At 43.1% G+C, this 24,597-nt stretch carries 18 protein-coding genes; 14 read left to right on the forward strand and 4 right to left on the reverse strand.

Annotated elements, in window-relative coordinates:
• Window positions 1–71 precede the first annotated feature (71 nt).
• From NBH15_RS07055 to NBH15_RS07085, 8 genes are all read left to right on the forward strand, one after another.
• Window positions 72–2,393, forward strand: coding sequence for a TonB-dependent receptor (locus NBH15_RS07055; protein WP_250822289.1), 2,322 nt, complete (start codon window positions 72–74; stop codon window positions 2,391–2,393).
• Window positions 2,394–2,667: 274 nt separating this feature from the next.
• Window positions 2,668–4,740 (forward strand): TonB-dependent receptor, encoded by a 2,073-nt coding sequence (locus NBH15_RS07060; protein ID WP_250822290.1) that lies wholly within the window; start codon window positions 2,668–2,670, stop codon window positions 4,738–4,740.
• Between the two features lie 298 nt (window positions 4,741–5,038).
• Entirely contained in the window at window positions 5,039–6,244 is a 1,206-nt protein-coding gene (locus NBH15_RS07065) for an MFS transporter (protein ID WP_250822291.1), read from the forward strand.
• 2 nt (window positions 6,245–6,246) lie between these two features.
• Window positions 6,247–7,614 carry an oxygen-independent coproporphyrinogen III oxidase gene (gene hemN / locus NBH15_RS07070; RefSeq protein ID WP_186958964.1) on the forward strand — a complete coding sequence of 456 codons (1,368 nt, stop codon included), beginning with the start codon at window positions 6,247–6,249 and terminating at the stop codon, window positions 7,612–7,614.
• Window position 7,615: 1 nt separating this feature from the next.
• Window positions 7,616–8,989, forward strand: a complete 1,374-nt coding sequence (gene hemG / locus NBH15_RS07075; protein ID WP_250822292.1) for a protoporphyrinogen oxidase — start codon at window positions 7,616–7,618, stop codon at window positions 8,987–8,989.
• Window positions 8,990–9,024: 35 nt separating this feature from the next.
• Window positions 9,025–9,423, forward strand: coding sequence for a putative signal transducing protein (locus tag NBH15_RS07080; protein WP_250822293.1), 399 nt, complete (start codon window positions 9,025–9,027; stop codon window positions 9,421–9,423).
• A gap of 13 nt (window positions 9,424–9,436) precedes the next feature.
• Window positions 9,437–9,619, forward strand: a complete 183-nt coding sequence (locus NBH15_RS29350; protein ID WP_007657367.1) for a hypothetical protein — start codon at window positions 9,437–9,439, stop codon at window positions 9,617–9,619.
• Window positions 9,620–9,781: 162 nt separating this feature from the next.
• Entirely contained in the window at window positions 9,782–11,116 is a 1,335-nt protein-coding gene (locus NBH15_RS07085; protein WP_046145185.1) for an NADP-specific glutamate dehydrogenase, read from the forward strand.
• Window positions 11,117–11,218: 102 nt separating this feature from the next.
• Here NBH15_RS07085 and NBH15_RS07090 read toward each other — a convergent pair whose 3' ends face one another.
• From NBH15_RS07090 to NBH15_RS07105, 4 genes are all read right to left on the reverse strand, one after another.
• Window positions 11,219–13,075 (reverse strand): glycoside hydrolase family 127 protein, encoded by a 1,857-nt coding sequence (locus tag NBH15_RS07090; RefSeq protein ID WP_250822294.1) that lies wholly within the window; start codon window positions 13,073–13,075, stop codon window positions 11,219–11,221.
• 285 nt (window positions 13,076–13,360) lie between these two features.
• Complete coding sequence (locus NBH15_RS07095) at window positions 13,361–14,545, reverse strand: class I SAM-dependent rRNA methyltransferase (RefSeq protein ID WP_250822295.1); 1,185 nt, start codon at window positions 14,543–14,545, stop codon at window positions 13,361–13,363.
• Window positions 14,546–14,547: 2 nt separating this feature from the next.
• Window positions 14,548–15,132 carry a 3'-5' exonuclease gene (locus NBH15_RS07100; protein WP_007657374.1) on the reverse strand — a complete coding sequence of 195 codons (585 nt, stop codon included), beginning with the start codon at window positions 15,130–15,132 and terminating at the stop codon, window positions 14,548–14,550.
• Window positions 15,129–15,674, reverse strand: a complete 546-nt coding sequence (locus NBH15_RS07105) for a DUF5063 domain-containing protein (protein WP_250822296.1) — start codon at window positions 15,672–15,674, stop codon at window positions 15,129–15,131. The genes NBH15_RS07100 and NBH15_RS07105 overlap by 4 nt, the downstream gene beginning before the upstream one ends.
• A 378-nt stretch (window positions 15,675–16,052) precedes the next feature.
• Here NBH15_RS07105 and NBH15_RS07110 point away from each other — a divergent pair, with 378 nt between their 5' ends.
• From NBH15_RS07110 to NBH15_RS07135, 6 genes are all read left to right on the forward strand, one after another.
• Complete coding sequence (locus NBH15_RS07110) at window positions 16,053–16,652, forward strand: HU family DNA-binding protein (protein WP_046145182.1); 600 nt, start codon at window positions 16,053–16,055, stop codon at window positions 16,650–16,652.
• A gap of 1 nt (window position 16,653) precedes the next feature.
• On the forward strand, window positions 16,654–17,046 hold the full coding sequence (locus NBH15_RS07115; protein WP_046145181.1) for an A1S_2505 family phage non-structural protein: 393 nt from the start codon (window positions 16,654–16,656) through the stop codon (window positions 17,044–17,046).
• A gap of 231 nt (window positions 17,047–17,277) precedes the next feature.
• A complete protein-coding gene (locus NBH15_RS07120) occupies window positions 17,278–17,865 on the forward strand; it encodes an RNA polymerase sigma factor (protein ID WP_046145180.1) in 588 nt (195 codons plus the stop codon).
• A gap of 87 nt (window positions 17,866–17,952) precedes the next feature.
• Window positions 17,953–19,122: a FecR family protein gene (locus NBH15_RS07125; protein ID WP_046145179.1), complete on the forward strand. Its 1,170-nt coding sequence runs from the start codon at window positions 17,953–17,955 to the stop codon at window positions 19,120–19,122.
• 147 nt (window positions 19,123–19,269) lie between these two features.
• Window positions 19,270–22,707, forward strand: coding sequence for a TonB-dependent receptor (locus NBH15_RS07130; protein WP_250822297.1), 3,438 nt, complete (start codon window positions 19,270–19,272; stop codon window positions 22,705–22,707).
• A gap of 13 nt (window positions 22,708–22,720) precedes the next feature.
• Window positions 22,721–24,571, forward strand: a complete 1,851-nt coding sequence (locus NBH15_RS07135; protein WP_250822298.1) for a RagB/SusD family nutrient uptake outer membrane protein — start codon at window positions 22,721–22,723, stop codon at window positions 24,569–24,571.
• Window positions 24,572–24,597 lie beyond the last annotated feature (26 nt).

Below are 24,597 nucleotides of genomic sequence, written 5' to 3' on the forward strand. Positions count from 1 at the left end.
ACATCTAGTGATTGATCGCCTTGTTTCTTTCCTGTTCCTTTGCAATCGTAATTACTAATAGTGAAAATACGATGAAACAACGCTACTTGTTTGTTCTGATTGCAGGGGCTGTCTTTGGATTACAACCGTTGATGGCTGATGAAGTAAAAGTGAATGTGAATGAAAATGACACCATCAAGACGTATAATATCGATGAGGTCATTATAACATCTTCTACAAAGGAAACGAATGACTTACGGTTATTGCCCGGTTCTGTTTCCATCCTTTCCCCCCAAGCGATATCAGGACGTCAGATCGATGCGTTGAAAGATATCAGTTCGTTTGTTCCCAACCTGTATATGCCGGATTACGGCTCCAAAATGACTTCGGCTATTTATATCCGCGGTATCGGTGCACGAAGCAGCGGACAGTCGATCGGACTTTATGTCGATAATGTGCCGTACCTGGATAAGAGTACCTTTGATTTTGAATTGAACGATATACAGCGCATGGAGGTGTTGCGTGGTCCGCAGGGTACTTTGTATGGCCGTAATGCGATGGGAGGGATTGTGAATATTTATACATTGTCACCCTTCAATTATCAGGGAACGAAGTTTTCGATGTCGACGGGCAACTATGGTGCCTCTAAGATCAAAGCGTCCCATTATCGAAAACTGAGCGAGCACGTAGGTATTTCCCTTAGCGGTTACTACGACAGGAATGACGGTTTTTTCATGAACGAATATTCCGATACGAAGGCAGATAAGGAGAAGTCTGCCGGTGGACGCTTTAAACTGGATTGGCTGATCAATCCGGCAATGAAACTGCAATATGCATTCAATTATGATTATGTCGACCAGGGCGCTTTCCCTTACGGACAATATAACAGGGAGACAGGAAAGGTGGAACCTGTACGCATAAATGATCCCAGCACCTATTGGCGGCGGATGCTGAATAACAGCATTTATTATGAGTGGAAAACGGATAAATTCCTACTGTCCTCTACCACCGCCTACCAGTATCTGAAAGACGATATGAAGATGGACCAGGATTATACGGAGAAGTCTATTTTTACACTGAACCAGAAACAAAAGCAATATGCCTGGAGTGAAGAGGTGGCGATCCGGTCGAATCACCAAAAGAATTATCAATGGAGCTTCGGTGCATACGGCTTTTATAATAGCCTGAAAACAGATGGCCCGGTGATGTTTAAGGAGGATGGTCTGAAAGATGTCTTGCAGAAAGCCTTTGATGATCTAGTGGCTGGTAGCCCCAAGGCTCCGCAATTGACCGTATACGGTGATGATAAGAATCAGATTTATTTCCCTGGATATTTTGAAACGCCGACATTCGGTTTTGCTGTCTTCCACCAGTCCACTTATAACAACTTATTTACGGACGGGCTGTCTGTAACGGCAGGTATCCGGCTGGATTATGAAAAGGCAAAGCTGAATTACGACTCTTCGGTAGATAGTATGAAGATAGGTGTATCTATGGGAGGACGTCCTATGGGTGTTCTACCTGTCGAGACAAGATTGGAAGGTAAAACATCGCAGGACTTTTTGCAGGTGCTGCCTAAGGTATCAGTGAGGTATCAATGTTCGCCGGGTATGTTTACGTATGTGTCGGTTGCCAAAGGGTATAAGACGGGAGGCTACAATGTGCAGATGTTTGGTGACCTGGTGCAGGAGTATGCCCGGTATGACCTGATGTCGAAGTTTATGCCCAACCAGGCAAAGAAGCCGGCAGAGGTGGAAGATGTGGCTGCCTATAAACCGGAGCACAGCTGGAATTATGAAATGGGCATCCGCAGCGAATTGATCAAGGACCGTCTGCATGCCGAACTGACGCTTTTTTATATGGATATTCAGGATATCCAGTTGACGACATTTGCCAAAGGGGGAAGCGGACGTATGATCACCAATGGAGGCAAGGCCGACAGTTATGGGGTGGAGGTAAGCCTTCGCAGCCGTATTGCCGAAGGCCTGACGGCTGATTTGAATTATGGTTTCACCCGTGCTACCTTCCGCGATTATAAGACGTTGGATAAAAACGAAACGGAGATAAATTATAAGGATAACTTCATCCCGTACACTCCGCGCCACACCGTCAGTCTGGGATTGAACTATACCAAACTGTTGCGGAACAGTTGGTTCGACCAGTTTACCGCTTCTGTCCAGTATGCCGGAGCCGGGAAGATCTTCTGGACCGAAAAGAACGATATCAGTCAGGACTTTTACGGTGTGTTGAATGGCAAAGTGGGAGTACGTAAGGGAATTGTGAACCTGAATATATGGAGCCGCAATATGACTGACACTGACTACCAGGCATTTTATTTCGAATCATTCGATAATTCATTTATACAAAAAGGCAAACCTTTCCAGATCGGGGCGGAAGTGGCTGTAACGTTTTAAATTCAGTATTGATCAGGATTGAACTATCCTATCATCAACCTCACTTGACTATTACAGGTCTATTTGCCGTCTGCTTTAGCTGACGGACTAGTAAAGAATCTATCTCTTTGGACTTTAGTCCCATTTCTTAAAGCTTTCTATCTGAGAGAAATGTGGCTAAAGCCCAAAAAAGAACCAGCTTATAAACCGTCAGCTAAAGCAGACGGCAAATGAACCTGTAACAGATGAGTCACTTTGACAGTTGGATAGTTCAATTATTTCTAAAATAACAAATATGAAGGCATTGTTTTTATTCTGTTGTTTATTACTCTCTGTTTTCCCGGTCAAAGCGGACGATCCGGATACAACGAAAGTTCGTCAGGTCGAGTTGAACGAGGTAGTTGTCCGGTCGTTTAAACAAAACAGGGATTTGCGCCTGGAACCGCTGTCGGCTTCCTCCGTTACCGGCACAGCCATACAAAATAAGAATATTACAGGAATTAAGGAGTTCAGTTCCTTTATCCCGAACCTGTTTATGCCTGATTATGGGTCGAAGCTGACTTCGCCTGTGTATATCCGTGGGATCGGTTCGAAGATCAATGCGCCTTCCGTCGGGCTTTATGTGGACGGTATCCCTTATTTTGAAAAGTCAGCGTTCGATTTCGATTTTGCAGAGATCGACCGTGTCGAAGTGTTGCGTGGCCCGCAGGGAACTCTATACGGACGCAATACGATGGGGGGAATCATCAATGTCTATACCAAATCCCCCTTGAAATTTCAGGGAACGAATGCTTCGATCTCTAACGGTACTTACGGTGCCCGCGAGTATGCCCTTTCCCGCTATGCGAAAATAGGGGAGAAGTTCGGCTACTCCCTTTCCGCCAATTATAACAGGAATGACGGATATTTTACCAATCTGTTTACCGACAAGAAAGCGGATGACCTGAAAAGCGGCTCCGGCCGTATCCGGTTGGAATGGCAGCCGACGGAACGGTTGTCGCTCGGCTTGATGAGTTCGTATGACAATTCCAGACAAGGAGGTTATCCATATGCCGTCTGCGATTCGGTGACACACCGGCCGGGCGACGTCAACTACAACGATTACAGTTTTTATAAACGGGCCATGTCTACCACCGGCCTGACGGTGGAATATAAAGGTACGGGATACAGTCTCAGCAGCAAAACGGCTTTCCAGCACCTGTCGGATCATCAGGGGATCGACCAGGACTTTTCTCCGGCAAGTATTTATTTTGCCAAACAGGATCAGAAACAGAAGATGTTTTCGGAAGAGTTTAATATAAAATCGACGACAGACGGGCGGTATAAATGGCTGTTCGGCGCCTTCGGTTTCTGGCAGGGAATAGATAACACGGTGATAATGGATTATCTGTCGGCTGCCTACAGTTCGCGTAAGTTGTACGACACACCCACCTACGGAATAGCCTTTTATCATCAGTCTACCTTCGATGACCTGCTGGTCGACGGCCTTTCCGCTACGATCGGCATACGTTATGATTACGAACGTGCTTCTACCGATTATCTTAGCTTCAAAGATACGGAGGAGGAGAGTAAGGAGTTGGATGCCTTTTACAGCAAACTTAAATTCAGTCAGGTTACACCTAAATTTGCCTTACAATATATGTTTCCCTCTTCCGGGATTATCTACGCCACTGTAACGAAAGGATATAAGACCGGTGGCTTCAACACCTCTTTCGAGCGGGAAGAAGACCGCTCTTTCCGACCGGAGACCAGTTGGAATTATGAAGTGGGAGGCAAGCATCCTTTCCTCGATAACCGCCTGCGTGCCGAGATCGCTTTTTTCTGGATCAACTGGAAAAACCAGCAGATCAGTCAGTCTCTTACGGTAGGTTCCATGCTGAACAATGCGGGACGGAGCGAAAGCAAAGGGGTGGAAGTCAGTTTGCAGGGAAATCCGGTCAACGGACTGATGGTACAGCTGAATTACGGGTTTACTCATGCCACATTCAAGGATTATACAGACAAGAAGAAAGACAAGGTGTATGACTATTCGGGCAATTATTTGCCGCTGGTCCCTTCGCATACCTTCTCTGCCGGGGCCGATTATACCATTTCGAATCCATGCTCCCATATCGACCGCATCCTGATCAGTGCGAACTTTACCGGTGCGGGCCGGATATACTGGAAAGAAGATAACGTTGTTTCCCAACCTTTTTACGGACAATTGAACGGAAAGGTTTCTGCAACGAAAGGATTTGCTACCTTTGCGATCTGGGCTAAGAATATCACCAACACACAATATACCGCTTTTTATTTTGAGATGGGAAAAGGTCTGGCACAAGCGGGTCGCCCTTTCACGATCGGAGGAAGTGTAGCGGTGGCATTTTAATCGAGTGTAAAATGCTTTCGCAGTCTGGGAAACGGCTTTACAGGGGTGTAAAATGCTTTCGCAGCTTGGGAAACGGCTTTACAAGGGTGTAAAATGCTTTCGCAGCTTGGGAAACGGCTTTACAAGGGTGTAAAATGCTTTCCCAACGTGGGAAACGACTTTACAAGGGTGTAAAATGCTTTCCCAACGTGGGAAACGATTTTACAAGGATGAAAAATGCTTTCCCAACGTGGGAAACGACTTTACAAGGATGAAAAGTGCTTTCCCAACATGGGAAACCATATTACAAAGAAAACGAATGGAACAAAAAAACAAAATATTCAATCTCGGAACCTTCTTCTGCCTCTACATTGCGCAGACCATTCCGATGAGTTTTTTCTCTACCGTCATTCCGGTAATGATGCGGCAGGAGAATTTTTCTTTATCTGCCATCGGTTTGCTGCAACTGATCAAGCTGCCCTGGATACTGAAATTCCTCTGGTCGCCGATGGTGGATCGCCATGCCCGGACAACGGGCGATTATAAACGATGGATATTCTTGTCCGAACTGATCTATGCCGTCCTGATCTTTGCCGTCGCTTTCCTCGATTTTAAAACGGATTTCTATACCATTATCGCCCTGATCATCGTATCGTTCGTAGCTTCTGCCACCCAGGATATTGCGACCGATGCGCTGGCTGTCCTTTCCTTTAGCCGGAAAGACAAAAGCCTGGTGAACAGCATGCAGTCGATGGGCAGTTTCGGCGGCTCGATGATTGGGGGAGGCGTGTTGCTGCTGTTGTTCAAACAGCTGGGATGGAACAGCCTGTTGCCTTGTGTCGCCTTGTTTGTGATTGTCGCTTTATTGCCGTTACTGTTCAACCGCGGACTGGAGATTGCACCGAAAGATACGCATGAACGGGCGAAGAAAGCAGATGTCTTTTACTTCTTTACCCAAAAGAATATATGGAAACAGATCGGTTTCCTTTTCCTTTATTATTCCGGCCTGATCGGTACGTTGGCGATGTTGAAGCCCTACCTGGTCGATCTGGGATATTCGATGAAAGAGATCGGGGTGATGAGCGGTGTGATAGGGACCTCTTTCGGTTTCATCTTTTCTTTTATCGGAGGCTTTATCGTGCGTCGCATCGGACGGCATTGGGCACGCATCCTGTTTGCCGTGTTTGTGCTGCTTGCCACGCTTTATTTCCTCGGACTGTCTTATGTCACTCCGATACTCGGACTGTTGCATGCCGGCATCGCCCTGCTTTGGGGCAGCTATGGGATGGCGACGATCGTGGTCTATACAACGGCGATGGATTGTGTACGTCCCGGACGGGAAGGCACGGACTTTACGATACAGACGGTCATAACCCATCTGAGCGGGATGGTGATGGCGATATTGAGTGGAAAGATTGCCGACCATACCGGCTACCACGGCTTGTTTTTCTTTGAAGTCAGCTTGGCGGCCTTGTCGTTGGTTTATATATTGATCGTATTCAGGAAAGAGAAAGAAACAGTATAATTATGATACAGGATTTATTACAAAAATATAATGTGCCGGTGCCGAGATACACCAGTTATCCGCCGGCAAACTATTTTACGGAAGCGTTTGCCAATAAGGAATACGAATCGGCCATAGAGGCTTCCAATACGGCACGGCCCGAGCATATCTCTTTTTATGTGCATATCCCGTTCTGCCGCCATCTTTGCCATTACTGCGGGTGTAATTCATTCCCGATGATGAAGCGAGGCGTGATAGAACGTTATTTTTCAGCGTTGCACAGGGAAATAGAACTGGTAAAGACGCGGCTGGCTCCCGGACGTAAGATTTCCCAGATTCATTATGGCGGGGGAAGTCCGACATCCATGCCCGTGTATTATCTGAGAGAACTGAACGAACATTTGTTGGCAGGCTTTGAAACGATCGACCAGCCCGAAATAGCGGTCGAGTGCCATCCCGGATATCTGGATGAAGAGTCTTGGCAGTCGCTGACGGAGGCGGGTTTCAATCGGTTCAGCCTCGGGGTGCAGGATTTCAATGAAAAGGTGTTGAAGACGGTCAACCGCCGCCCGTCGTTGTTGCCGGCGGAGATGATCTTTCAGATTCTTCGTAGCAAAGGGGCGCGCATCAATATGGACTTTATCTATGGCTTGCCGTTCCAGACGGCCGAAAGTTTTGCGGAAACCATTACGCGGGCGGCAGTTCTGTGTCCCGACCGCCTGGTTACATTCTCGTATGCCCATGTCCCTTGGGTGAACAAACAGCAGCTTATTCTGGAAAAAGCCGGATTGCCGCCCAGTGAAGAAAAAAGCCGCATGTATGAATCGGCAAAGAAACTTTTGTCAACAGCCGGTTACAAGACGATCGGCCTGGACCATTTTGTCCGGCAGGACGATGAATTGTATACGGCGTTGAAGAACGGCCGCTTGCATCGTAACTTCCAGGGCTATTGTACCCGCCGTACAACCGGACAGGTGTATGCTTTCGGTGTGACTGGAATCAGCCAGCTGAATACTGCCTATACCCAGAACAGCAAGGATATTAATCAATATATGGAACGGATCGAAAACGATACGTTTGCCGTATCGAAAGGATATGAGTTGAGCCGGGACGAACAGATTACCCGTGAGGTGATCGAAACACTGATGTGCAACTATTCCCTGGACTGGCAGGAGATGGCAGCCCGTTTCTCCCTTTCTGCGGAAGAGATAAAATCGGCAACCGCCTATAATGACAATCGTCTGAATGAGTTTGCTGCCGACGGCCTGATCGAGTATGATGACAACCATATCCGTATGACTTCCGGCGGAGCTCTCTTTGTCCGTAACGTTGCCGCATCGCTGGATAAACTGATGCTTCATTCCAATAAATCATTTTCAAAACCTGTCTGATATGGAACAACATAATACGGATATTCTGGTTATCGGAGCCGGGCTGACCGGTTTGACTACCGCCTTCCGACTGACCCGTGGAGGAAAACAGGTACATATTCTTGAATGTAGTAACCGGGTAGGCGGACAAATACATACCTTCCGTGAAGACGGGTTCGTTTTTGAAAGCGGACCGAATACCGGAGTAATATCCTATCCCGAGGTCGCCGAACTGTTTGAAGCCCTGTCGCCTGCCTGTCAATTGGAAACGGCCCATGAAGAGGCCAAACGCCGCCTGATCTGGAAAGGAAACTCTTTCCGTGCATTACCTTCCGGCTTGCTTAGTGCAGTGACAACTCCATTGTTTACCCTCGGTGATAAATTTCGTATTCTGGGCGAACCTTTCCGGGCAAAAGGTACGAATCCGGATGAGTCGGTCGGTGAACTGGCTGCCCGCCGTTTGGGAAAGTCATTCCTGAATTATGCCGTAGACCCGTTCCTCTCCGGTGTTTATGCCGGCGATCCGCTGAAACTCATTACCCGTTATGCGTTACCTAAATTGTATAATCTGGAACAGCAATACGGAGGATTTATCAAAGGCACGATTGCCAAAGCCCGGCAACCCAAAACAGCCCGTGACCGGTTGGCTACCAAAAAAGTGTTCTCCGCTGCCGGTGGTTTAGAGAATCTGGCGAAAGCGATGGCAGAGGCTATCGGTTCCCAAAATATCACCTTGTCGGCTTCCGGCGTGACGGTCCGTCCGTCTGAAAAAGGCTGGCTGGCAACTTATACGACTTCCGAAGGCGAACAACTTATGCATGCCAATAAGGTCGTAACGACGAGCGGTGCCTATACCTTGCCTGATCTGCTGCCGTTCATTCCCCGGGAAGATATGGATAAGATCAGTAACCTGCAATATGCTCCGGTAGTACAGGCGAGTGTCGGCATTCGTAATACCGGTAGCTTGCGTTTTAACGCTTTTGGCGGACTGGTCCCTTCCTGCGAAAAGAAGGATGTGCTGGGGATTCTTTTCCCGGCTGCCTGTTTCGATAATCGTGCACCGAAAGAAGGAGCCCTCTTTTCTTTTTTTATCGGTGGTGTCAAGCGGGCGGAACTGACCCGTTTAAGCGATGATGAACTAAAGGGACTGATCACACATGAATTTCATGCAATGCTGAAATTCCCTATTCAGGTGCAACCGGATATGATCCGTATTTTCCGCCACCAGCATGCAATACCGCAGTATGGCCTGAGCAGTGGCGAACGTTTCGCTACGATCGATCAGTTGGAGGCACGTTATCCCGGACTGATACTGGCCGGTAATATGAAAGGTGGTATCGGCATGGCTGACCGTATCCGGCAGGCAACTGGTATTGCTGAAAACTTGCTCATGTAAGTCAAAATCACTTTCTTTGCAGAAAAGATCTATTCATGGATGATACGGATAAAATGGTCGAAATAGCCCGGTTTCAATATCCGGCAGAGGCCCAGACACTGATCGCTTTGCTCAGGTCGGAAGATATCGAATGTTATTTGAGGAACGAATATAGTAGTCAGTTGATGGCGGGTTATATAGATGTTGGCGGTGCCCGTGTAGAGGTGCTTGAAAGCGATGTGCCCCGGGCGTTGGAGGTGATGGAAGCCGGCGGGTACGACATTCCTGCGGAGGATGAAGAAGCTGAGCAGATACGGGTCGTAGCCGGATGGGCCCGTCATATCCCTTTTCTTCGTAATTACACGTTAGAGAAGCAAATTGTCATCTTATTTGTGATTATTGCTGTGTTTTTGGTATTATTGATCTTTTTTGGATCACAAATCTCGTCTAACTAAAAAAATGTAACCGATGGCCCGTAGAAAGATAACAAATAGTCAGGCGGTGTGTCTCACTCTTTTATGGGGTGTTTTGGCCTACATGCTGCTTGTTTACAGTGAAAAGATAACCTTTGATGTGGTTTTTGCCTTGGTAGCGTCCGCTATCATTGTGTTCGTTCCTGTCTATAAAAACATAAAACGTAGAAATGAGTGACATTTAGTCACGTTTGCCTCTTTAAAATATCATTTCGATATTTTTTTATCATTTTTTCTTTCAAATATTTGCCGGTTTGAAAAAATGGCTTACCTTTGCGACGTTCTTAAAAGAAGAACGCTAACTAGCAAATTGGTATAACATTCTAAATAAACAGTTCTTATGAAGGCAAATGAAGTTTTAGACAACTTAAAGAGAAGATTTCCTAACGAACCCGAGTATCATCAGGCAGTGGCTGAAGTTTTAGGCACAATTGAAGAAGCCTATAACGAACATCCTGAGTTTGAAAAGAGCAACCTGATCGAACGTCTTTGTATTCCTGATCGTATTTTCTCATTCCGTGTAACATGGGTAGACGATAAAGGACAGGTACAGACAAACATGGGTTACCGTATCCAGCATAACAACGTGATCGGCCCGTACAAAGGCGGTATCCGTTTCCATGCTTCTGTAAATCAATCGATCCTTAAGTTCCTGGCTTTCGAACAGACTTTCAAGAACTCATTGACTACACTGCCGATGGGTGGTGGTAAAGGTGGTGCCGACTTCAGCCCGCGTGGCAAATCAAATGCTGAAATCATGCGTTTCTGCCAGGCTTTCGTTATGGAATTGTGGCGTCACATTGGTCCGGATACAGACGTTCCTGCCGGTGATATAGGTGTTGGCGGACGTGAAGTTGCTTATATGTATGGTATGTACAAAAAGCTGGCCCGCGAAAATACAGGTACATTCACAGGTAAAGGTATCGAATTCGGTGGTTCACTGATTCGTCCGGAAGCAACAGGTTACGGTAACGTTTACTTCCTGCTGGAAATGTTGAAGACTCGTAACATCGACATTAAAGGTAAAGTGGTTGCTGTTTCAGGTTCAGGTAACGTAGCTCAGTATACGGTTGAAAAACTGATCGAACTGGGTGCTAAACCGGTTACTATGTCTGACTCTGACGGTTATATCTATGATCCGGACGGTATCGACCGTGAGAAACTGGATTATATCATGGAATTGAAGAACCTGTATCGTGGGCGTATCCGCGAATATGCAGAAAAATATGGCTGTAAATATGTTCAGGGTGGCCGTCCTTGGGGTGAAAAATGTGACATCGCCATGCCGAGTGCAACTCAGAACGAATTGAACGGTGACGATGCCAAGACGCTGTTGGCTAACGGTTGTTTCGCTGTATCGGAAGGTGCAAACATGCCTTCTACTCCGGAAGCTATCGATGCATTCCTGGAAGCTAAAATCCTGTATGCTCCGGGTAAGGCTGCTAACGCCGGTGGTGTTTCCGTATCAGGTCTGGAAATGACTCAGAATGCAATGAAGCTGAGTTGGACAAGAGAAGAAGTAGACGAAAAGCTGAAAGGCATCATGAAGTCTATCCACGAACAATGTGTAAAATACGGGACACAGGCTGACGGAACTGTAAACTATGTGAAGGGTGCTAATGTGGCCGGCTTCATGAAGGTTGCAAAAGCTATGATGGCTCAGGGTATCCTGTAATCATAAAAGTCGGTATTTAGTAATTGAAACTGATACAGACCATAAAAGAAAAAGCCGCATCGTACTCCATTGGTACGATGCGGCTTTTTCTTTTATGGCTTGTTATTCTTTATAATCTATCCATACTTTCATTTTTCCTGCTTCCCGGTTGTCCCAGGCATAATAGGGTATGAAGGTGATTGATTGTTGCTCGTTTTTAGCGTTGACAGTTTTCACACCGTTCAGAAGACCGGCTTCGAAGGAGGTGTGGTATTCAGTGTCGGAGGTAAGTGTCAACTGGTCGAAATAGGCAGAGTTGTCTGTCTCTTCCGCACAGTAAACAAGGGGACCACGTTGAATGGCTCGTTTACCGATGTTTTCCGTTACCAGGGGATCGGCAGATTCAACTTCGACAGGCATATCCATGTCTAACGAGATCATGTCGCCCGGTTTCCAGTCGTAGACGATAGCGTATCCTTTTTCTTGAGACAGACCTACTTCCTTTCCGTTTATTGTTATGGTATAATTTTTGCACCAACCGGGTATACGGAGTCGGATTTCCTTGTCCAGGTCTTTGGTTGAAGATACGGTAAGTTTGACGGAGCCGTCCCAAGGGTAATTCGTTTCTTGCCGTAGGATGACGTTGTCGTCGTTAAGGGTAAATCGGGTTGTATTGCCGATGTAAAGGTTGACCCAGAGTGCATCGTCGGAAATAGCATAGATATAATTACCGATGGTTGGCAGGAAACGGGAGAGTTGACTGGGGCAACAGGCGCAGCCATACCACTCTTGCCGATGATGGTCTCCTTTTGACTCCAAAGGATTCACATAGAAGAATCGGTCGCCGCTTAGGGAGATACCGGCAAGCACACCGTTGTACATGGAGCGTTCCAGTATATCGATGTATTTCGCATCGCCTGTAATCTGATTCATACGATGGTTCCAAAATACCATGCCTACCGAAGCACAGGTTTCACAATATGCCTCCAAGTTCGGTAAATCATAATCTTTCGTGACCCCTTCGTTATGCTTGGATGAACCGATACCTCCGGTGATGTACATGTTTCGTAATGCGACATCATCCCATAAACGGTTTAATGCGTCAATGTACTCTGTGTTATTTCTCAATGCAGCCACGTCAGTCATGCCGCAGTATAGATACATGCATCGTACGGCATGTCCTGAGATGTCTGTCAGTTTTCGAACAGGTTCACTGTCTTGATAATAAGCAGGATTCCATATTCCTTCGTTACCCATACTTCCGTAGCCATGTCCACGCTCTTCCAGCAACCAATAAGCAAAATCCAGATATTTATCCTCCAAAGTAATTTGGTAAAGTTTGACAAGAGCCAACTCGATTTCCTCGTGTCCCGGCACCCAGTGTGCCTTTTCCGGTCCGAATTGTCTCATCATATGGTCTGCCATCCGGATACATACGTCAAGTAGCTTGCGTTTGCCGGTAGCTTGGAAATAAGCTACTCCAGCCTCAATCAGGTGTCCGGCACAATACATTTCATGCTTATCCATGTTTGTCCACCGTTTTTCGAGGTTGGTAAGCGTGTAAAAGGTGTTGATATATCCATCGGATTGTTGTGCGGCTTCGATTTTGTTGATCCATTCATCGGCCTTTTTTTCCAGTTCTGGGTTAGGATTGTTGATCAGACTGTAAGCAATGCCTTCTAACGCCTTGTAAACGTCGGAGTCGTCAAAGAAGATACCGGAGTGTTCTCCTTCTCCTTTAGCTGCATTTTCGAAATTGCGGATGCGTCCGGTTTGATTCTCTATTTGATCTATGCAAACAAGTAGAGTGGTAGAAATATGTTTGCTGAGTCTGGGAGACCAAAAATTATCATTGATTTTCACCTGGGAGAAATCAATATGATGAATAGTTTTTAAAGATTGCTCTTTTATATTCTCTTTAGAGCTTTGACAACCTAGCAAAAATAAGGTTGATGTAATGAGTATTAGATAATGCTTCATATAGCTTTAGAGATTGAAATTAATTGTTTACAGGGGATAAAGTTAAAAAAATATTCTTTATTTCAAGTAATTATAAGGTCGTGTTTTATGCAAAAGGTGGGAGAAGAAATCAATTTTTGAATAGTTATGGGGCGTTGGTTGCAAGTATAAAAACGGGACTGTCTAAAAAGTATTTTTGACTCTGGTTTATTCGGATACCTTCTGAGATTGAGTTCAAATATTCAATTCTTAAGGACGAATGAGTGACTTTTTAGATACCCCCGTTTTAGTTAGAGTTTTATATTTTTATTCAACGTATAAAACTAATCCTTTCAGATATTCCCCTTCCGGATGGTAAATATTGACCGGGTGATCGGCCGGTTGCGTCAGTTGATGCAGGATACGGACGCTACGTCCGGATTGTGCTGCGGCACTGAATACGGCCAGGCGGAAATTCTCTTTACTGACAACCTGCGAACAGGAGAAAGTAAATAAAATACCTCCCGGTTTAATCTTTTCAAAAGCGATCGCGTTCAGTTTACGGTATCCTTGCAAAGCATTGCGGAGCACGTTCTTATGCTTGGCAAAGGCCGGCGGGTCCAGAATGATCAGATCGTAATTGCTTCCCATCTTTTCCAGATATTTGAAGGCATCTTCCGCAAAAGCTTTATGTCGCTGGTCGCCAGGGAAGTTCAATTCCACATTTTTATTTGTCAGCGAAATAGCTTTGGCCGAACTGTCTACCGAATGAACTACTTCGGCACCGCCACGCATCGCATAGAACGAAAATCCACCGGTGTAGCAAAACATGTTCAGCACCGAATGACCTTTGGCGTACCGTTCCAGCAAAGAACGGTTTTCGCGCTGGTCCACAAAGAAACCGGTCTTTTGTCCTTTCTGCCAGTCCACACAGAATTTCAGTCCGTTTTCAGTCGCAATATCCTCTACTTCTCCGCCATACAGGTAACCGTCTTCACTGCCGAGATTGGCTTTATAAGGAAGAGTCGCTTCCGATTTATAATAAATGTTCTGTAAAGTATCTCCCAGTACCGTTTTTAACGCTTCGGCAATTTCGTGGCGGGCATAATGCATACCGACTGAATGCGCCTGCATAACAGCCGTATGGGCATACATGTCGATAACGAGTCCCGGAAGATTATCTCCTTCCCCATGAATCAGGCGAAAAGTATTATTGTTTTCCACACCTGCCAGTCCCAGTTCGCGGCGAATAGCATAAGCCACGCGGATACGTTCTACCCAGAAATCCGCATCGATCGTAATCGGTTTGAACGATAAGATACGTACGGCGATGCTGCCTATCTGATAATGGCCGATAGCCAGAAAACGCTGGTTCGTTCCGTACACCTCTACCAGGTCGCCCTCTTCAGGATTCCCTTCAATGCTTTGGATAGCTCCGGAGAACACCCACGGATGGAAGCGCAACAACGATTCTTCCTTTTTCGGTTTGAGAAAGATTTTACAATAGTTCATTCTTATTTATCTTGATTCAATTGGTTGTAAATTTTCAGACAAGCCCAGGCGTCCAGGGCTGCATATTTCTTTTGTTGTTCGGTCAGCACATCAGCTTCCCAGTTGCTCAGGCGCTGGCCTTTCGATATTTTCTTGTCGAAAAGGATCGCATAGATCTTTTGCAGGCTGGCATCCTCGATGCCGAACTGTCCCACATAATTCTGCAAATCCAGAAAGTTAGCCGGTTTGATATCCGTCCGCTTCCGCATGGCACCGAAATCATCGCGCAGGGATAACCCGATTTTTAATATTTTATCGTTAACCAGAAAATCTTCAAGCGATTGCGGAATACCGATTCTGTTCAACCGGAACAGGAAGCAAGCCTCGTCTGTCGAAATCTGCATCAACGAAATCTTATAGCGTGTTCCCTTTTTAAAACTGGGACGTGTTTCCGTATCGAAGCCAACCGCTTCGAACTGGGTTAAATAGCTGACGGCTTTATCGGCATCCTTTTCGGTGTCGATAACAAGGATCCGTCCCGGAAATTCTTCTATTTCAAGAAGTGATATCTCTTCTTTTGTTATTGTGTGTGTATATTGTGTCATCATTCCTCGTTCGTTTCAATAATTTCTTCATCGCTGTAACGGATAGTGTGAAGCGCTTTTAGTGCATTTAAGAGTTGCTGTCCCCAGAACTCCTGGAAATTGGCGCGGCATAAAGCAATAGCCTGAAGCATGACTTCCTCATTTCCCTGTCGGAAAAGTGAAACAAAATTTCCTGTGTCCTGGTAAACATCCGCCAGGTTCTCCGAGATAAATGCAGCGATTGGCGTGTCGCTGTATTGCATATCCGGATGAAATGTCTCCAGGTAAGAGTCTTTTTCTCCCAGCAGGGCGGCAATACGGGTCCGCACGGCTTCGTACATATCTTCCGTAACAGTCAGTTCCGGTTCGTCATCTTCATCGTCCACTTCTGCTTCCGGCAACAGTGTCGCTTTCAGATAGAGCAGAGGTAACAGCTTGATTCCTTTATCTATAAAATCAAAAAGGCCGTTTTGTCCGGCTGTTTCAACAAATGTACAAAATTCCAGCGCTACAGTTACAAACTCCAGCGTATTGCGTTCATATATGGGATTATTCTCCTTTTCCATGCTACTTCTTATAGTATACCTATGATTTCTAACTTGCAAAAGTAAGAAATATATTGCGATAATCAGAATTATTAATTCTTATTAAGGTCTAATAAGAGGATGTCGATGAGAAAATTTTCATGTGTGTTGAAGATAATACGCGGGAAACAATAAAATATAAGCGTTCAGGAGGATAATTTCTCCCTTTCTGTTGTATCTTTGATGCTAATGGATTTAGCGGCTGATAATTGTCGGCCGTTTGGTTGATAATTATGTGCCAATCGGTCGATAATTGTGAGCCAAACGGCCGAGGATTATCAACCATTGATTACCTGCCGTACTAATTCAAATTAGTAAGGCATATAGATGAAAAGAGTATGTAACCAAATAAATAATACCATGTCAATAAAATTTAAAGCTTACTACACGCCGAAGCCGAATGGACGTAAAGGCATGCGGTTGACACATGCCCGTGCGATCAGCAGGGGAACTTATAATCTGGAAAAAGTTTGCAGGTTGATAAGCGAACGTTCTGCTGTATCGTCGGCAGAAGTCAAAAGTGTCTTGGATTCATTTGCCTGGGTGGTCGAACTGGCCCTGGAGGACGGCTGCCATATCGAGTTGGATGATCTGGGGTATTTCTCGCCATCATTGAAAACTACTCCGAATAAAGAAAACGGAAACAAGGGAACGGTTTACGTAGATGGAATTAATTACCGTTGTTCCACTTCTCTACGAAAAAAGTTAAGGAAAATCGATCTGGAGTTTGAAAAAGATAAAAAGATACTTGATAACAGGGAGACACTAAAAGATAAATTGTTGAAATACATGAAACATTGGGAAAGTGTGACTCCGCGTGCTTATGCTAAAGAATTTGGTTGTAGCCGTTACCGGGCGGAAATAGATCTGAAGAAGTTCGTGGAGGAAGGCGTACTCGTCAAGGTGGGCTATCGGAATAAGGTGATGTATTTGCTGGCGGCGGATAAGCAGGAAGAATAGTATGTATAAACAGCGCATAACAAACAATCGGATACAGGACTTGAAGCCGGATGAGATTTTTGTATTTGGTAGTAATTTGGCAGGAGCTCATGGTGGAGGTGCCGCTCTCCTGGCTTATCGTAAATGGGGAGCCGTATGGGGACAAGGTGTCGGTTTACAGGGACAAACGTATGCTATACCAACGATGCATGGCGGTGTGGATAAAATCGATCCTTATGTAAAGGATTTTATCTGTTTTGCAAAGCAACATCCGGAAATGACTTTTCTGGTAACAGAAATCGGTTGTGGAATTGCTGGCTTTCTTCCGGAAGAAATTGCTCCTTTGTTTAATGAGGCTATTTGGGTCGGGAACATTTATCTTCCGGAAAGGTTTTGGAAGGTTTTGATGAGTTAGTAGATTGATTAACATAGTAAAAACAAATAATATACCATTGGTTGTGCTCGTTTTCCGAATTGTGGCTATCCGGATTGGAAGTATTAACTGCATATGGAGTATTTGTTTGTTATGAGGTAAGTATTATATGCTTTTTGCTCAATAAAAAAGCATATAATAAAAAAATGGCTATATTTGGAAGCTGAAGTTAACCAGGTGCAGGTAGACACAGGTTAGTCTATTAATGCTTTTATGAATGTAGCTGAAGAAGATATTATAAAAAAATTAGTTCAGGGAGATCGAGAGAGTTTTGACTATATTTATACTTGTTATGTGAATAATTTGTATGCTTATGGGAAAGGGTTCGGTCTTTCGGACGATGAATTGTATGATGTTCTTCATGATCTTTTCCTGTCATTGTTATCTAATACGAAAATTTTTGAAGGCGTTAGAAATATAAAATCTTTTTTGTTTACTTGTTTTAAGAACAGACTTTTGAATGTCTTAAAAATCCCCTATGAATATAGTGACGTAGAACAGTGTGAACATTTATTTGTTGTTGAGGTCGATTTACTGGATGAACTGATAGACCGTGAACAAGCTGCTATGAGAGTACAGAAAGTAAAATCTCTGCTGGATACTTTAACGGATCGGCAACGGGAAGCCATCTATTTAAGGTATATGCAAAAACTTTCCTATGATGAGATTGCAGATATGTTAGACCTGACCCAGAAAGGTGCACGAAAGTTGGTGGCGAGGGGAATTGAACATATGCGTGAGGAGGCAACCTCATCTGTTATTCCGCTATTTTTGATAATCTTTCCTTCTGATTGGATATAAAAAATCATTTTTTTTAATTATTTGAATTTTTGTGGGGGCAAAAAATGAGTGAGGTTGTCTTAATAGTAACAACACTTGTTTTCTTATATGAAAAAGAAAGTAAAAAATGATTTTTGGCAAGATGAGCGCTTTGTCCGTAACAGACTGTTGTCGGATGAAGAATCTACTGCATATTGGGAAGCCTATTTGAAGGAACATCCTGATAAACAGGAACTTTATGAAGAAGCGTGCCATGATTTTGAAAAAATACAATTGAACAATTATTCTTTATCGGAGGAAAAGCAAAAGGAATTATTGGACAAGGTTTATAGAAGCCATAATGCACAAAAGAAAAAACAACATAACCTTTATTTATATGGGGCACTGGTTGCAGCCTGCCTGATCGGAGTTTTGTTTTTGATTCCGGTTTATATGAGTCATGATTCATCTGTCGGTCAAGATAGTTTGGCTGTTCTCCCGGTAAGCGATACTGTTCATACGGAAGTTACTTTAATCACAGATCGAGCGGAAACAATTGAGATTGAAGATAATGCTATTATTGCCTACGATTCTACTGTTTATGTACAGAATGCCAAAGGGCAGAAAAATTATTTATCAGAATCGAAAGTGGACCCGAAGGAAAAAATGGTTTATAATACCTTAGTCGTTCCCCGTGGAAAACGTTCCTCATTGCAATTGCCGGACGGATCGAAAGTATGGGTTAATGCCGGATCTGTTTTACGTTTCCCCTCGACATTTTCTTCTGAAAAGCGAATGATTCAAGTGCAGGGTGAAATTTATATAGAGGTGGTCAGAGACGAGTCGAAACCTTTTTATGTGCAAACTCCTAAATTTACAGTCAATGTGCTAGGGACGAGTTTTAATGTCTCTGCTTATTCTGATGAAGAACTTCAGTCTGTCGTTTTGGTTAAAGGGCAGGTCGCTGTAAAAACAGAGATGAATGAAGAAATAAAATTAATTCCTAATCAGAAACTAGAGATGAACGATCACAAGAATAAAGTCGTACCAGTCGATGTGTACGACTACACTTCATGGAAAGATGGAATTCTTCAGTTTAAGGGAGAAACTGTAGCCGAAGTATTGAAACGGTTGAGCCGTTATTATAATGTAGAGATAAAGTGTGATCCATCAGTGGCCGGTAGGCGATGTGGTGGTGAGTTGATTCTTTTTGATGATGTAAATCAGGTGATGAAGTCTCTTTCTTTGTTATATGAATTTACTTATCGGTTTGAATCGGAGACTATTATAATTGAATAATAACTAAAAATGAAAAGCCTATGTAAAATGTAAAGAGAGTCATTGTTAATCAGTAAAGAATAAGCCCGGATAACGGCAATTATCCAGGCTTGATTGAATTTAAATTTTCCAGTAGTAAATTGAAAAACCTAAAATGTATACAAATGTATGAAAAAAGTAAGTCGTAACAATACAAATCGGTTACGTTCTCTTCTTAAAATGTTTGAAAGTGTGGGATTTATTGTAGTTCTATTATTAGGAGCTACTAATATTCATGCTCACACGGATCATGTTTTCGTATCGATAGAACAACTAGTTAAAGCTAGAAAAACAACCATGTTGGATGTCTTTAAAACGATAAAAGAAAAGACCGGGTATATATTCTTTTATTCGGAAGACATAAAAGCTGAGTTAGAGAAAGAAGTTACTCTAAAGACTACCTCCGGTTCTATAGAGGATATTTTAAAGCCTCTTTTTGTAAATTCTAATCTGACTTTTGAAATTAACGAAAAGCAGGTTATTATTAAACAGAAAATGGATAGATCCGTAACTCCTTCCATACAACAACAACCGATTGAATTGACGGGTGTTGTGGTGGATGAGACAGGAGTACCTGTTATCGGAGCCAATGTGTTGGTTAAAGGAACGACAATGGGTATAATAACGGATGTCGATGGTAAATTTATATTGAAAGTGCCTGCTAACAGTACGTTGGTTGTTTCTTTTATCGGATATAAAACGGTAGAGATAAAACCGGGTAAAAGGAATCATGTCTCTGTAGAACTGGTAGAGGATACGGAACATCTGGAAGAAGTAGTGATCGTTGGATACGGAGTCCAAGAAAAAGAAAGTGTTGTGGGTGCGATCACACAGGTTGGAAATAAGAGTTTGGTGCAATCTGGAGTGTCTGATGTGACTGCTGCAATTGCCGGTAAACTATCCGGTGTATTAACTATGCAGCAATCTGGTCAACCGGGACAGACAACGAATGATATTATTATTCGTGGTGTTTCCAGTTGGAACAGCTCTAAACCTTTGGTTATGGTGGACGGAGTGGAACGTGATTTTGCAGATCTCGACCCGAATGAAATCAATACGATTTCTGTTTTGAAAGATGCGTCGGCAACAGCTGTTTTCGGTGCAAAAGGGGCTAATGGGGTTATCTTGGTGACGACTAAGCGCGGTGTGGAATCTAAACCGAAATTAGATTTTTCAGCTTCTTACGGTATTGAACTGCCGACCCGAATGCCTAGGCATGTTAATTCTTATACGACAATGAGTATGTATAATGTCGGATTGATGAATGCCGGGACTTTTCAGAGCCTAACCCCTCAGAATGTACTTGATGAGTACCGGAACCCTTCTACTCCGTTGAATTCAATCCGTTATCCGGATGTTGATTGGTTTGATGTACTGGCTCGTGATTTTGCGCCGGTAACGAATGCTAATTTTAATATACGCGGCGGTACAAATTTTGTGAAATACTTTGCTTCTTTAGGATATTATCATCAGGGTTCATTCTTTAATTCTTTGAATGAAGGTTATTGCGATACGAGATATAAGTATGATCGTTTTAATTTTCGTGGAAATCTGGATTTTGATTTGACTAAGTCTACTGTTCTATCCTTTAATATCGGAGGAGATATTAGTATACAGAATACTCCAGGTGAAGATCCTTGGAGGCCGGTTTATCAGGCTAGTACAACATTGTATCCAGCCTATTATCCGGCATGGGTTTTGGAGCAGGTTCCGGATCTGGATTATCCGGATGCGTCCGGAGATCGTCTGGCGGCAGCACAGAATGATGCAAGAGGAAATCCTTATTCCGCTCTTCACCAGGGGAAATTTAATGAATATACATCTTCTAAATTATTTACGGATCTTATTCTTAAACAGAATTTGGATATGGTAACGAAAGGACTGTCCGTCCAGGCAAAAGTGTCATTAAGTACGTATTATAAAAATAAATCTCTGACAGCTGATTGGTCGGTTCCTCAATATACGCTTAATTTTGATAAAATAGGGACAGGAATGAATCCTTGGTTCAGGGAAGGTGAAGGAAACGAAAGTTGGACGCAGCCTCCGTTGGATATTAATGTGGGCGGATTGGAAAATGGTTATTACAGTAATTTGTATTATGAGTTTTCATTGGATTATAAACGTTCATTTGGAAAACATAATGTAACGGCACTGGCATTAATGAGCCGTCATCAGAAAAATTCAGGAACAGATTTTGCCTACTATAACGAGAGTTGGGTAGGTCGTGCTACTTATAATTTTGATAAAAGATATTTATTGGAGGTCAATATTGGGTACACTGGTTCCGAACGGTTTGCCCCTTCTAATCGTTTTGGTTTTTTCCCTTCCGGTGCTGTCGGTTGGGTTGTTTCGGAAGAAAAGTTCTTTAAAGATAATATCTCCTGGATGAACAAATTGAAATTCCGTTATTCTGATGGGAAAGTAGGTAGTGATTCCGCTAGTGAACGATGGCTTTATATTGGCGAATATAGTGCTAACGGAAATTATATTTATGAAGATAAAGTACCTAATATATACGCTCAGTGGGAGGAAGCTCGAAAAAGAGACTTGGGTATTGAAATGGCTTTTTTAGATAATATGATAACTGTAGGAGTTGATTTTTTTGATGAAAAAAGAACACATATGTTGTTAAATCCTCAAAGTAATACCATGTTGATTGGTAATAACGGGTTTAAACAATTAAACAAAGGTTCAATGAAAAAGCATGGTCTGGAAGTTGAACTGGGATTTAACAAAACAACTTCGTATGGATTAAGTTATAATTTGAAGGGAATTTTTGGTTTCAATGAAAACCGGATTGTAGATAAAGATGATTTACCCTATGCCCCGGAATATAAAAAAGCGGCTGGAAAACCTTATGGAGCTCAGTTTGATGGGGCTTTATTAACGGGTTCCGGATATTATACGTCTGTGGATGATATTCATAATAATCCGGCTCCAACAACTATAGGCAATATAAATGTAGGTGATTATAAATTTTTGGATTATACGGCTGACGGAAAAATAGATACTTATGATAAGTATGCAATTGACGGAACTCTTTATCCGCCGATAACTTTTTCTTTATCCGGAGGATTTTCCTATAAAAATTTTGATTTTAGTATTTTGTTTCAGGGAAATTCCGGTAAATATGTTGAGTATAATGAAGCATTTGAGGCAGAGTTTACCAGTGGTTCTCTTCGGGTTCATGAGTCTCAATTGGATTATTGGACGCCGATTAATCCTAATGCAAATCATTCGACTTTGCATTATGTGGGACAGGGAAATCCTCCTATGTTATCTTGGGGGGGAGGAGATGCTTATGCCGGATATGGTATAATGATTAAAGATCGTTTTTGGAGAAAAGCGGACTATATTCGGTTGAAAGAGATTTATCTGGGTTATAACATAAAACCGAAATACTTGAAGAAGTGGGTCGGTATTTCTGCCGTTACAGTATATGCTTCGGGAAATAACCTTTTTACGATTACGAGTTTGTTAGAAGGTGATCCGGAAAGAAAAGATTTTGCTCGCGGATTCTATCCTCAGATGAGTACTTATAAAGTTGGTTTGAAAGTCGCTTTTTAAAACTTAAATCAATATGAAGAAATATATATTATTATTTATTGCAGTAATTGGTTTGTCAACACAATTTTCTTGTACGGATTATTTGGATAAAGCCCCGGAGTCTGGTTTATCAGAAGAAGATGTGTTTACTAAACATGTGAATTTTAAGAAATTCTTTTATACCGTTTATGGGGGTAAAGAGAACAAGAATATTACATGTGCTCATGCATTGAGTATCGCGAATTGGGATCAACGTTATGGGCTGGAGGCATTAACAGAACTGGCTGATAATGGACGTTTACTTGGTGGTCAAAGGATAAAAGGCGGAGTGATGGGAACAGATATCAATTTTTTTACCTATCAAACTTCGGCAACCAGAAGACCTATCCTTGATGCTATGTTTAAAGTAATACGGGTCTCGAATATCGCATTGGAAAAAGTTGATCAGATCAAAGATGCTACTCAGGAAGATATTGAAGATTTGAGAGGACAAGCTTATTTCATACGGGGATATGCACATTTTGTATTAAATCGTTATTGGGGTCCGATGCCGTATCTGAATCAGTCGATCGGTGTTTATGATGAATGGGATATTCCGCGTCTTTCCAAAAATGAAAGTTTGAGGTGCGTTGCATTGGATATGGATTCAGCTTTTGTCGCTTTCGAGAAAGCGGGAAAAATACGCCGTGATCCGGGACCAGGAGAACCAGGACATTTGAATGACCCGGATTTGGAGAAACCCAATGGCGTAGCTGCTAAGGCAATGAAAGCCAGAGCGCTATTGTATGCGGCAAGTCCGTTGAATAATGCGAATGGTTCGAAAGATTGGGAAGATGCAGCTGTTGCCAGTTGGGAGGCGATCCAATTGGCACAAAAATATCAGTATGCTTTGATTGACGGAGACAGGTATACGGATAATATGTACGGTGTAAAATATACAAATGAGCAGATATGGGCCTGGCATGCGGGAAATAAAAATTATGGAAATGCTCCGACTGCATTGCAAAATGGAATATTTTCTAATAAGAAAACAATCGTGTCCGGTGAAAATCCAACACAGAATTTTGTGGACATGTTCGAAACACAGTGGGGAGATCCTTTGAATACGGAAGAGGATAGAAAAGAGGCTATCAAATTAGGACATTATAATGAACAAGATCCTTATGTAAGTCGTGATCCTCGTTTTTACCATTGTGTTATTTACAATCAGGCAAATATAATATGGGCGAAAGTGGCAGATGGAGAAGTTAAAAATAAGGCAAATATCTATTATGAGAATGATAATGGAAAATTTAAATATTCTACACTTTTAGATCAGAGTTATGTTGGTGTTAGTCATACAGGGTATTATACCCGGAAATATTTTGGCGATATGAGTGTCCAGAATCAGGTAAATACTTTGACGACAGATCCGTTGATTCGTTTGACTGAATTATATCTTAATTATGCCGAGGCAGCAAATGAAGCCTATGGTCCGTCCGGAAAAGCCCCAGGGGCTTCTATGTCTGCTATAGATGCTATCAACCTGATTAGAGAACGTGTTGATATGGTTCCGGTTAAATCAATTTATACGAAGGATACGGAAACGTTCAGAAAGCATATTAAAAATGAACGTACAATCGAATTATATGGCGAGGGTCATCATTACTTTGATATCCGACGCTGGAAGGATGCTCCGGTAATCATGTCGACAAAATTATATGGAATGGATATTGAGAAAGTGGAGAAAAGCGCTGAATATCCTACCGGATTTAAATATACACGGCAGCCGTTGGAAGAAGGACGTCAGGTCAGATGGCACGATGCTATGTATTATTTTCCGTTCCATTCGGATGATTATTATAAATTGAAAAACTTTGATACCAGTTTGAATCCAATTTGGTGATAAGAACCATAAAAAAAGAAGAATTA

Source organism: Parabacteroides caeci, assembly GCF_023656795.1.
Taxonomy (GTDB): Bacteria; Bacteroidota; Bacteroidia; order Bacteroidales; family Tannerellaceae; genus Parabacteroides; species Parabacteroides segnis.

Excerpts from the sequence above, each read along its gene's own strand:
- NBH15_RS07110 (WP_046145182.1), top strand. The coding sequence starts at position 16,053 with ATGTCAATAAAATTTAAAGCTTACTACACGCCGAAGCCGAATGGACGT.
- NBH15_RS07080 (WP_250822293.1), top strand. The coding sequence starts at position 9,025 with ATGGATGATACGGATAAAATGGTCGAAATAGCCCGGTTTCAATATCCG.
- hemG (WP_250822292.1), top strand. The coding sequence starts at position 7,616 with ATGGAACAACATAATACGGATATTCTGGTTATCGGAGCCGGGCTGACC.
- NBH15_RS07055 (WP_250822289.1), top strand. The coding sequence starts at position 72 with ATGAAACAACGCTACTTGTTTGTTCTGATTGCAGGGGCTGTCTTTGGA.
- NBH15_RS07095 (WP_250822295.1), bottom strand. The coding sequence starts at position 14,545 with ATGAACTATTGTAAAATCTTTCTCAAACCGAAAAAGGAAGAATCGTTG.
- NBH15_RS29350 (WP_007657367.1), top strand. The coding sequence starts at position 9,437 with ATGGCCCGTAGAAAGATAACAAATAGTCAGGCGGTGTGTCTCACTCTT.
- NBH15_RS07125 (WP_046145179.1), top strand. The coding sequence starts at position 17,953 with ATGAAAAAGAAAGTAAAAAATGATTTTTGGCAAGATGAGCGCTTTGTC.
- NBH15_RS07120 (WP_046145180.1), top strand. The coding sequence starts at position 17,278 with ATGAATGTAGCTGAAGAAGATATTATAAAAAAATTAGTTCAGGGAGAT.
- NBH15_RS07115 (WP_046145181.1), top strand. The coding sequence starts at position 16,654 with ATGTATAAACAGCGCATAACAAACAATCGGATACAGGACTTGAAGCCG.
- NBH15_RS07105 (WP_250822296.1), bottom strand. The coding sequence starts at position 15,674 with ATGGAAAAGGAGAATAATCCCATATATGAACGCAATACGCTGGAGTTT.
- NBH15_RS07130 (WP_250822297.1), top strand. The coding sequence starts at position 19,270 with ATGAAAAAAGTAAGTCGTAACAATACAAATCGGTTACGTTCTCTTCTT.
- hemN (WP_186958964.1), top strand. The coding sequence starts at position 6,247 with ATGATACAGGATTTATTACAAAAATATAATGTGCCGGTGCCGAGATAC.
- NBH15_RS07090 (WP_250822294.1), bottom strand. The coding sequence starts at position 13,075 with ATGAAGCATTATCTAATACTCATTACATCAACCTTATTTTTGCTAGGT.
- NBH15_RS07135 (WP_250822298.1), top strand. The coding sequence starts at position 22,721 with ATGAAGAAATATATATTATTATTTATTGCAGTAATTGGTTTGTCAACA.
- NBH15_RS07060 (WP_250822290.1), top strand. The coding sequence starts at position 2,668 with ATGAAGGCATTGTTTTTATTCTGTTGTTTATTACTCTCTGTTTTCCCG.
- NBH15_RS07085 (WP_046145185.1), top strand. The coding sequence starts at position 9,782 with ATGAAGGCAAATGAAGTTTTAGACAACTTAAAGAGAAGATTTCCTAAC.
- NBH15_RS07065 (WP_250822291.1), top strand. The coding sequence starts at position 5,039 with ATGGAACAAAAAAACAAAATATTCAATCTCGGAACCTTCTTCTGCCTC.
- NBH15_RS07100 (WP_007657374.1), bottom strand. The coding sequence starts at position 15,132 with ATGATGACACAATATACACACACAATAACAAAAGAAGAGATATCACTT.